This window comes from Parabacteroides faecis, assembly GCF_014647375.1.
GTDB lineage: Bacteria > Bacteroidota > Bacteroidia > Bacteroidales > Tannerellaceae > Parabacteroides > Parabacteroides faecis.
In genome coordinates, this window is sequence record NZ_BMPB01000001.1 from 547,292 (window position 1) to 559,292 (window position 12,001).

Below are 12,001 nucleotides of genomic sequence, written 5' to 3' on the forward strand. Positions count from 1 at the left end.
AAATAGAACGATGAGTAAAAAAATAATATCTGTAATTATTGCTATCCTATTCTTTACCAGCCTAATATCGGAAACCGTTCATGCGGTAAAAAAATCAGATACAGAAATCGATAACTTTCTGAATCCACCCAAAGAAAACCGCCCGTGGGTGTTTATGTGGTGGTATGATAATGTAGATAAACCTGCTATAACAGAGCATTTGGAAGAACTTAGTAAAAAGGGAATAGGTGGAGTTCTTGTGTTTTATCATGGCGGAATGCCCAACGTCCCTTTTTTAGGTGAGGCCTGGCTTGAGCTATATCGCCATACCGTACGGGAATGTGCCCGCCTGGGCCTGGAATGTGGGGCTAATGTAAGTAGCGGCTGGCCTTCCGGTGGTCCCTGGATTGACCAGAAAAATGGGGCAAAACGTGTAGCCTCTAGTGAAACAATCCTTGAAGGACCATCTCAGTTTTCAGGGAAATTAAATACTCCAACCGGAATTACGGGATTATACAAAGACGATGCTGTTTGGGCTTATCCAGTCCATGATTCCATTTCATTTAAGCCTTCTATTTCAGTTAGCAGTAATGCCAAAGATATCAACAATATGTTGGACGGCGATTACAATACCGCCTGGAATCCGGAAAATGAGACGGAAGAGCCATGGATTCTTTTTGATTTTAAATCTCCCCAAAAGGTTGATTTTGTTTATCTTGAGCGAGAGGGGACAACAATACTCGAGTCTTCGGAAGATGGGAAAACATATCAACCAGTCGATACACTTCATTCGATTGGTGATGTCTATCAAAATGTTTTTCAACCCGTTCCCGAGCGTACAGCCCGTTTTTTCCGGCTTGTCCTGAAAAAGGGGAGAGGCGAATCTGTCCGTATGGTATCTCTCGGAACTAAAAGCGACGTTCATCAGGTAGCTTTAATGAATGCCAAACGCGGCCTGATGAATCCATTAACCCCCATTGGCACATCAAAACTAGAAGTAGAACAAGCTTTCCCTTTAACTCCATTACAAGCTTCTTCTAAAAACTCACCTCTTCGCATAGAAGACGCTATTGACTTGACCAATAAAATATCACCGGACGGAAGTTTAAACTGGAAAGTCCCGGAAGGAAAATGGAAAATCATTAGAGTAGGAACCGCTTTTGTTGAAATCCCGGCAGGCGGAGGTTTATTGCCCGACTATTTATCAGTAGAATCCACAGACTTTGATTTTGATCACAGCAGCGGAGTATTGATCCGCGAAGCAGAAAAACAAGAGGGAACAACTTTTAAATATTTACATGAGGATAATGTTGAAATTCATGGTATTTATTCATGGACAGAGAATATGTTGGAAGAATTCCGTAATCGACGGGGTTATGACCCAAAACCTTATCTTGCAGCTATGGCCGGCGAAATAGTTGAAAATACGGATATTACAGAACGTTTTTTGAATGATGTACGTCGAACGATTGCTGATTGCGTCGCTGACGGACACTATAAAATATGGGCAGACCGTGCACATGAAAAAGGGGTACAGGTTCGTGCAGAAGCCGGAGGACAACATCTTCCAAGATTAATGATGAATGACGGTTTGAAAAATCTGGGAAGAATGGATGTTCCGGTCGGAGAATTCTGGTATGGCGGTCAATGGAGTGAAAACCAATGGATCCCAGCAGTGCATCACAGTGGATCACTCTCGGAAGAATGGTATGAAGGACGTCAGAATGTCAATACTAAACAGGCAGCCAGTGCCTCTCATTTATATGGAAAAGAAAAGACGGCTTCGGAGGCATTTACCAGTTTTACTCATTGGGTCAGTTCGCCTGCCACTCTATTGCCACGAGCCAATGTCGCTTTTTGTGAAGGCATCAACGACATAACCTTCCATGGTTCTGCTACATCCGGTCCTGCCAATGGTATGCCGGGAACTGTATTTGCAGCCGGAGTTCATTTTAATAACCGGATTACATGGTGGAACCGGGCAAAATCATTTACAGATTATCTGGCACGCTGCCAATACATGCTTCGACGCGGACATTTTGTCGCAGATGTACTTTATTATGAAGGAGATCTCGTACCTTGTTTCGTATCTCCGAAGAATATAGATCCTGACCGTGGTTTTGGATATGATTATGATGTATGTAATACAGAAATTATCATGAGCCGCTTATCCGTTCGGGATGGCCGGATTTACCTGCCTGACGGAATGAATTATCAAGTACTTGTTCTTCCTGAATCCGGGATTGTCCCGATTGAAGTCGCTCGTAAAATACTCGAATTAGTACAGGAAGGAGCGACTGTCATAGGTCCGCGATTCATAAAAACCCCCGGATTAAAAAACTTTCCTGAAAGTGAGAAAACGCTTCGTGAAATTACTGAAAAGCTATGGGGCAAAACAGAAGGTCCGGTAGATCGTGCCGTTGGCAAAGGACGAGTCATCAGCGGAGTCAAAATTGCAGAAGTTCTGAAGAAAAAAGCGATTGAAAGGGATTTCTCATACATGAATGAGAATGAAATTGCAAGTTATGGAACGACTCCGGTAAAAATAGATTTTATCCATCGCAAAGAAGGAGAAACGGATATATATTTTATTATCAACCGTAGGAATACCACTGAAAATATAGATGCCAAATTTCGTATAACAGGAAAATTACCGGAATTCTGGAATCCGGTAGATGGTTCTTCCTGCTCAGCAAAAGCTTTTTCAATCAGTGGTTCCAGAACAACTATACCTATGGAACTAGCTCCATATCAGGGCATTTTTGTTGTTTTCCGGAAACCGACATCTGAGACCCGGCTGGATGGAAATAATTATACAAATTATGAAGTACTTAAAACACTTGACAGTTCCTGGAGCCTTCATTTTGACCCGAAATTGGGTGGACCCGAAAAACCTATAATTTATAAGTCACTACAGGATCTGACAACAAGTTCTGTTCCCGAAATCAAGTATTATTCCGGCGCTGTAGTTTACCGCAAAGAATTCGATCTTGACAAAATTTCAAAGGAAAAACTTTTCCTTGATCTTGGCACAGTCCACGATCTGGCTACCATTCGCCTGAATGGGAATGATCTTGGTACAGTGTGGTGTGCTCCATGGAGACTTGATATTTCTGAATATTGCAAAACTAAAGGAAATGTTCTTGAAATAGAAGTAACCAACACTTGGTGGAACCGACTGGTTTATGATGCTTCATTGCCTGAAAAAGAAAGAATTACCAAAACAAATATTGGTTTCTCTCCAACTTCCGGACTGATGCCTTCCGGTCTTATAGGACCTGTAACAATAAAAAAAGAGGACACTTCAAAACCATAGATCCCGATTACAAAATTTCTACTATATGGAAATAACGTATTCGAGATATATCTACCAATCACTAAAATAAATACATCATGAGATATTTAGATTTTTTGAGGAATTGTTTTACCGCTGCTGCTTTCCTTGTTAGTTCCTACGGAGCAGCCCAACATCCGGTACTACCTTCTGATAATGAATTAAACAGCCCTTTCGGAAATACAGATAGAAAGAATTTCCAATCTCCATCTAAAGTTTATTATCCGGAAACCTGGTTTCACTACATTGGAGGAAACGTTTCAAAAGAAGGGATTACCAAAGACCTGGAAGCAATATCAAAGACCGGAATTTCCGGGATTCAATTATTTCACGGACAGTTTGGAGGTCCGTGGCCGGGAGTAGAACCTCAAATAAAAAGTTTGAGTCCTCATTGGGATGATGCTGTACGCCATACCGCAGAAGAATGTAAACGTTTGGGATTACGTTTCACGATGCTGAACTGTTCCGGATGGGCAACATCAGGAGGGCCATGGATTGAAACATCGAATGCCATGCGTCATCTGGTATGGAGCCGGACTGATATCGATGGAGGAGTACATATAAACAAAAAATTATCTGTCCCACAACCAAGTGAAGAAATCTGGCGTGATTACAAAGACATTACAGTACTGGCATTCCCGACTCCCCTGGATGATACAAATAGCCCTCTCATCCCTATGGAAATAAGGAGTAACCATGAAATGGACTGGAATGATTTTTTTCAGGGAAAGATGAAACAGCCTGTAAAACTCCAACCAACCACAGAAGATGCTCCGCATTGGTTTGAGGTTACATTTCCAGAGGCAACGCCCCTTCGAGCTGTGGAATTTCCCAGTATCAATTGGTTTAATCATCCTCAATGTTATGAGCCGGGAGTAACAGTAAATATACAAGCTGTTTTACCAGATGGTTCCGTAAAAGACATAATAAAAACAGATATACCTCAAGCCAATTCTCAAGACAACAAACCTTTTACCCTGGCCTGCTCCGATGTTTATGGAGTAAATAAATACCGGATATCTATTGTCAATAAACACAACATGTCTCTATCTTCGCTCCTCTTATACTCCGCCGCCCGTAAAAACAACTGGGAGTCAGAAGCCGGATGGACTTTACGAAGCATTGAACGCAACGGGGCTTTTCCTACGCAAGACAAAAAAGCCTTCATCGACATTGATCAAATTCAGGATATTTCATCTTTTATGGATAAAGACGGAAATCTGAACTGGACCGTACCTGCCGGTAAATGGACCATATTACGAATCGGGCACGTAAATACGGGACAAAAGAACAGTCCTGCCCCTCCCGAAGGAACCGGATGGGAATGTAATAAATTTGCCCCATCAGGAGCAGAGGCCCAATTCGACGGTTATATAGGACGCCTCATCAAAAATAACGGAGTACTGGCAGACGGATTACTGAATGGTATGTTGATAGATAGCTGGGAATGCTATACACAGACATGGACCGATAATATGGAAAATGAATTTAAACGTGTAGCAAATTATCAACTCCGTAAATGGTTACCTGCTGTATTCGGTTATGTTATTAAAGACCACGAAACGACTACACGTTTCTTACACGACTGGCGTGCTACTACAAACGATCTGTTCACTCACAACTTTTATGGAAGAATGACAGAACTGGCACATGAAAACGGCCTGTACATGACCTATGAGACAGCTGCCGGAGATGTATTCCCCGCTGATATACTTGAGTATTTCAAATTTGCAGATATACCCATGTGCGAATTCTGGCAACCGATGACTGAGAATTTTGTCGGTTCTTCAAATTTCAAACCTATCAAACCGGCAGCATCTGCTACACGCCTGTACGGTAAGCCACGTCTAGCAGCAGAAGCCTTTACCTCTTTCGACCTGACATGGGACGAACACATGAGCATGTTCAAAGAAGTGGCAAATGTGAATTATGCAGATGGCGTTACTCATCTTGTTTTTCACACCTATACACACAACCCCCAGAATCCGTTCTTTGCTCCGGGAACATCCTTCGGGTCAGGCATAGGCAGCCCATTCTTACGAGGACAGACCTGGTGGAAATATATGCCTGAATTAACGACCTACCTTTCACGTTGCAGTTATATGTTAGAGCGTGGAAAACCGGTTTCTGATGTGCTCTGGTATCTAGGAGATGAAATAAATCATAAGCCAAATCAAAATGCACCATTCCCGGAAGGTTTCAAATATGATTATTGCAACCCAGATATTTTATTGAACCGGCTTTCCGTTAAAGAGGGCAAGATAGTGACTCCTGAAGGAATCAGTTACCGTGTATTATGGCTTCCTGATACTCCGAGAATGCTACCGGAGACTTTAGAAAAAATATATGAACTGCTTCGGGCCGGAGCTACTGTAATAGGGAATGCACCCGAGAAGCTTGTAACTCTTACAGGAGGAAATACGGCTCAACAACGTTTTGACAAAGCAATTAAAAACATCTGGGGAAAAGCGAGTCAGAAAGGCATCAGAAAAGTCGGTAAAGGATATATAATTTCAAATACTCCACTCGACACAGCTTTAAAAGAATTAAAAATAACTCCGGATGTAACAGGAGGGAAAGCTTTATGGTCGCATCGACAGGTTGAAGAAGCCGACTGGTATTTTGTATGTCCGCAAAAGGGAGAAGATTTCAACGGCATTCTCAATTTCCGTTGTGAAGGAGAGGTCGAACTTTGGGACCCGGTAACAGGAACTTCAAAACCGATCGAAAGTTCCAGTAACGGCAACCGTACATCTGTTAAGTTGGCTCTACCTGTCGCAGGCTCTTGTTTCGTCGTATTCCATCACTCAAAAAATAATAAATCCCAATATGAAATAGAGAAACAGAATAAAAAAGTTACATCTGTATTACTTTCTAATCCATGGACTCTGACTTTCCCTTCCGGATGGGGAACACCGTCTTCATTGGAACTTACAGATTTAAAACCGTGGAAAGATATGGACCTTCCGACCGAAGGTAAAGCCTTTTCAGGGACTGCTATTTACAAAACATCTTTCAATATAGATAAAATTGAAAAAGGGATGACTGTTTCTTTGGACCTGGGAAAAGTAGAAATGATAGCTTCCGTATCAGTCAACGGAAAACCTCTCCGTACATTATGGGCTCCACCATATAGTCTGGATATAACAGAAGCTGTGAAAACCGGAAAAAATACACTGACTGTAGAAATAACAAGTACCTGGTTCAATCGTCTTGTCTATGATGCCGGACAACCGGAAGAGATGCGTAAAACATGGACTATAAACGGCCCTTCAAAAGATGCCCCTTTAAGAGATTCGGGACTTCTTGGGCCTGTTAAGTATAACATAACAAGTTTTTAAGCAATGAAAAAAATAATTTATACCTATTTTACACCACTGATAGTCTGTTGCCTTCTCTGTTGCTGTACAAAACAACAGAAGAATACCGTGGACTTCACAGAAGTTGAGAAAAACTTCAAGGATATCCCCGCTGATATACAGACCTCCATATACTGGTACTGGATCAACGATAATATATCCAAAGAGGCTGTAATAAAAGACCTGCACTCGATGAAAGAGGTCGGTATCAACCGGGCTTTTATCGGTAATATCGGACTATCTCCACAAGAAGCCCCCTACGGAAAAGTCAAGATCTTTACCGATGAGTGGTGGGATATTATGCATACTGCACTGAAAACCGCTACGGAATTAAACATTGAAATAGGACTTTTCAACAGTCCCGGATGGAGCCAGTCAGGAGGTCCATGGATCAAGCCTGAACAAGCGATGCGATATCTTACATATTCGGAAGTCAAAGTAAAAGGCCCCCAAAAATTACAACAACATCTTACAGAGCCGACAAAGGATTTCCAGGATGTTAAGGTAATTGCCATGCCCGTAAATAAGGACTACTTAATTAATTTGTTGGAAAAAGGGACTTATACCATTTCACCTTCAAATATAAAAGCGGATCTGAACACTGGGAAAGAGTTGACCTTCAATGATAAAGAAATTACTATCGATATTACCTTACCGAAAGAGGCTACAGCGCGAAGCCTTGTTCTCTATCCGGCAGAACGACCAATAAGAGCGAAAATTGAACTGCAGGTTCAAGAGGGGGATTCTTTCAAAAACATTAAACAGTTCACCTTAAATCGCACTAACCCCGCATTAAATGTTGGTTTCGAACCTTATGCTCCCGTCGCTATCAGCTTACCGGAAGTAAAAGATCAGAAACTCCGCCTTGTGATGGAAGCCAATCCGGGAAGCGGTATCAAGCGTATCCTGTTATCTCCTTCACCTGTAATGGAAAGGTTTGCAGAAAAATCATTGGCAAAAATGCATCAGACACCACTCCCCTATTGGCATGATTATTTATGGGATGAACAACCCGATGTTACCAGTTACAAAATGACACAACCGGATGAAATCCTGGACATCTCTGGCTATATGGATGACCAGGGACTGTTAACCTGGGATGTTCCTGAAGGAGAATGGATTATTATGCGTACGGGAATGACACCGACAGGCGTCACAAACAGCCCGGCTTCTCCGGAAGGCACAGGACTCGAGGTGGATAAAATGAGCAAAGAACATGTAGCCAGTCATTTCGATGCCTATCTGGGAATGATCCTGGAGCGAATTCCTGCTGACGATCGTAAAACATTAAAAGTTGCGGTTCAGGATAGTTATGAAACCGGAGGACAAAATTTTACTGACGATTTTCTGAAAGAATTCCAAAAACGCTATGGCTACGATCCCGTGCCTTTTCTTCCCGTATTCAAAGGCCATATCATAGGTAGTCCTGATTTGTCTGATCGCTTCCTATGGGATGTCAGAAGGTTCGTTGCCGACAAAATATCCTATGATTATGTCGGAGGGTTAAGAAAAATAAGTCATGAACATGGAATGACCACCTGGCTTGAGAATTACGGGCATTGGGGATTCCCTGGCGAATTTCTGCAATATGGCGGTCAGTCCGATGAAGTCGGCGGCGAATTTTGGAATGAAGGTAACCTGGGGAGTATCGAGAATCGTGCAGCTTCTTCCTGTGCCCATATTTATGGAAAACCAAAGGTCTCTGCCGAGTCATTCACCTGCGGAGAAGGTTCGTACAGTCGTTATCCTGCAATCCTGAAACAACGTGGTGACTGGTCGTTCACTGAAGGTGTCAACAATACTCTTTTACATGTTTATATCCACCAACCTTACGAAAACAGACCACCCGGAGTCAACACCAGTTTCGGCAACGAATTTAACCGCCTGAATACATGGTACTCACATTTAGGTCTTTTTGTTTCTTATATCAAACGTGCCAATTATATGTTACAGCAAGGTCAGAATATAGCTGATATCGCTTACTTTATTGGAGAAGATGCACCAAAGATGACAGGCATACGTGATCCTGAAATACCCAAAGGATATTCATATGATTACATTAATGCAGAAGTTATAGAACGTGACCTGACAGTAAAAGACGGAAAGTTGGTATTGCCACACGGCACATCTTACCGCGTACTGGTATTACCTAAACTGGAAACCATGCGCCCATCTGTCCTGAAGAAGATTGAACAGTTGGTTGCTGACGGGGCGGTTATCCTCGGTCCTCCTCCTAGCCGTTCACCCAGTATGGAGAACTACCCGGTTGCCGATCAGGAAGTAAATGCACTCGCAAAGAAAATGTGGGGCGATCTATCCGTAAAACAACGTTCTTATGGAAAAGGGACTATCTATACCGACGTGGAGTTAAAAGAGGTTCTGGACAGATCAGGCGTGATTCCCGACTGTCAGTTCGGAGAAAATGATCCGGTCCTTTATGTTCATCGCACAGCCGGAGATAATGAAATCTATTTTATCACGAACCAAAGTGACCGGACGATCACCGTTTCTCCACAATTCCGTGTACAAGGAAAAGTACCCGAATTATGGGATGTTGTAACCGGGTCAATCAGACCATTACCTGCTTTCATACAGGGTAAAGAATCGACAACCATCCCGTTGCAACTGGAAGCATACGAAAGTGGGTTTATCGTGTTCCGTAAAACAGGTAAACCTGCCGCTACCGGTGTGGAGGATAATTATCCGAAACCGGAAATTATTACTAAAATAGATCAGCCCTGGCAGGTTCTTTTTGAATCAGACCAATATAAACGGGGACCTGCTCAACCGGTTACATTTTCAACGCTCACAGATTGGAGTAAACATGAAGATGAAAGTATCAGATATTATTCAGGGACTGCCATATACAAAACAACATTTGACGTAAAAAAGAAGCCCGAAGGAAAACTTTTTGTAGATTTGGGCCAGGTTACGGCAATGGCCAAAATAAAGATCAATGGTAAATATGTCGGTGGTGTTTGGACAGCTCCTTACCGGATAGAAGTTTCAGATGTGATAAGAGACGGTATCAATGAACTGGAGGTAGAAGTAGTTAATACCTGGATGAACCGTCTGATCGGTGATTTGCGTCTGCCAGAGGCAGAACGTCCGACATGGGCGCATCATAATTCATGGAATGTTCATTCACCTTTACAGACCTCCGGATTATTAGGGCCTGTCAATTTGTTATCAATAAAATATAAATAGATACAATTATGAACAATAAATTCCTTTTATCATTAATACTTACAATAGGATTATGTAGCACTGTATCCCTTGCCAAGGCGGATAACCCCGATCACCCCAATAACCGTTATCCGCTCATAAGAAAACCCTACATGGAACTACCATTGGGTAGCATCAAAGCCAAAGGTTGGCTTCTGGAGATGTTGGAGCGGCAAAAGAAAGGGGCGTCCAGTCAAATGGACGTCCTGTATCCGGAAGTGATGGGGGCACGTAACGGATGGCTCGGTGGTGACGGCGACCAATGGGAAAGAGGTCCGTACTGGATAGACGGATTATTACCCTTAGCCTATATCCTGGATGATAAGGAGTTGAAGCAAAAGGTACAGCCCTGGATAGAATGGACTTTGAAAAGCCAGCGTGAAGACGGTTTCTTCGGTCCTGCCAGGGATTATAATCCCGAACCCGGCATTCAAAGGGATAATTCCGCAGACTGGTGGCCCCGGATGGTAATGCTGAAGATCATGCAGCAGTATTATTCGGCAACAGGAGATAAACGGGTGATCGACTTTATGAGTAACTATTTCCGTTATCAGTTAGCGACTCTTCCTTCTACCCCACTGGGTAACTGGACCTTCTGGGCCGAGTATCGTGCCTGCGACAACCTGCAGGCCGTATACTGGCTTTACAATATTACCGGAGAGAAATTCCTGCTCGATCTAGGAAATCTCTTACATAAACAAAGCTACGATTTCGTCGACATGTTCCTTAACCGGAATGATCTGACCCGTTTCAACACGATTCACTGTGTGAACCTGGCACAAGGACTCAAGGAGCCGGTTATTTATTACCAGCAAAACCCGGATGAGAAGTACCTGGATGCAGTCAAAAAAGGACTGGCCGATATTCGTCAATATAACGGACAGCCACAAGGAATGTACGGAGGAGATGAAGGATTGCATGGCAACAATCCGACCCAGGGTTCCGAATTATGCTCTGCCGTAGAATTTATGTATTCACTGGAAAAGATGATGGAGATAACGGGTGATCTGACTTTGACAGACCATCTGGAACGGATCGCTTTCAACGCCCTCCCTACTCAGATAACAGATGATTTTATGGATAAACAATATTTCCAGCAGGCCAATCAGGTAATGGTCACACGCCATGCCCACAATTTCTATGAGGATGCCAACCATGCAGAAACAGATATTATCTATGGGACACGGACCGGATATCCTTGTTGTTTCTCCAATATGCATCAGGGATGGCCTAAATTCACTCAAAGCCTTTGGTATGCTACACCGGATAATGGTATTGCTGCGCTGGCCTATTCTCCTTCGGAGGTGACGACAAAGGTTGGCAACGGCCATAGAGTAACTGTTACAGAGGACACTCATTACCCGATGGATGATAAGATACAGTTTACCGTCCGGCTACTCGGCAAGACCAAAGAGGTTGACTTTCCGCTCCATTTGCGTATCCCCGGATGGTGTAAAGATGCGACTGTTACCGTTAATGGCGTTCCTGAATCTACTGCCAAAGGAAACAGTACGGCGATTATACGTCGAACATGGAAAACCGGCGACCAGGTCGTTTTACACTTACCGATGGAAGTAACGACAAGTAAATGGTATGAGAATTCAATCGCCGTTGAACGAGGTCCACTGGTCTATGCACTGAAGATGGAGGAGAAATGGGAAAAGAAAAAATTTGAAGGAGATGATATTACACAGTTCGGTCAATCCTACTACGAAGTCACTTCACCGACCAAATGGAATTATGGAATACTGGCTTCAGCTCCCGAAAATACAAAGGAGAATTTCCAGGTTACGATCGACAAAGCCAAACAGGCAAATAATTATTTCTGGAACGTAGAAAATGCCCCTATCCAGATCAAGGTAAAAGCGAAGGAAATACCTTCCTGGCAACTATACAATGAAATGGCAGGCCCTCTCCCCTTCTCTACCGGCAGAAGTAAAAACCCTGTAGAAGAGATCACTCTGATTCCTTACGGGTGTACAACGCTACGTGTTTCAGAGTTTCCGTTAGTAAGATAATACAGGATCATTCCTGTCAACAATCCTTTCGCCGGACACGGTCATGTACTATGTTTGGCGAAAGGGTTTCCAGATAAGAAACAGTT

Annotated in this window: 4 protein-coding genes; all 4 read left to right on the forward strand. The window is 43.0% G+C overall.

Annotated features, from left to right (window positions below; all coding sequences use genetic code 11):
• Window positions 1–10: 10 nt before the first annotated feature.
• Window positions 11–3,295 (forward strand): glycosyl hydrolase, encoded by a 3,285-nt coding sequence (locus IEY67_RS01745; protein ID WP_183670216.1) that lies wholly within the window; start codon window positions 11–13, stop codon window positions 3,293–3,295.
• 77 nt (window positions 3,296–3,372) lie between these two features.
• Window positions 3,373–6,654 carry a glycosyl hydrolase gene (locus IEY67_RS01750; protein WP_183670214.1) on the forward strand — a complete coding sequence of 1,094 codons (3,282 nt, stop codon included), beginning with the start codon at window positions 3,373–3,375 and terminating at the stop codon, window positions 6,652–6,654.
• A gap of 3 nt (window positions 6,655–6,657) precedes the next feature.
• On the forward strand, window positions 6,658–9,879 hold the full coding sequence (locus IEY67_RS01755; RefSeq protein WP_183670213.1) for a glycosyl hydrolase: 3,222 nt from the start codon (window positions 6,658–6,660) through the stop codon (window positions 9,877–9,879).
• An 8-nt stretch (window positions 9,880–9,887) separates the two neighbouring features.
• On the forward strand, window positions 9,888–11,915 hold the full coding sequence (locus tag IEY67_RS01760) for a beta-L-arabinofuranosidase domain-containing protein (protein ID WP_183670211.1): 2,028 nt from the start codon (window positions 9,888–9,890) through the stop codon (window positions 11,913–11,915).
• The last annotated feature ends 86 nt before the right edge of the window (window positions 11,916–12,001 follow it).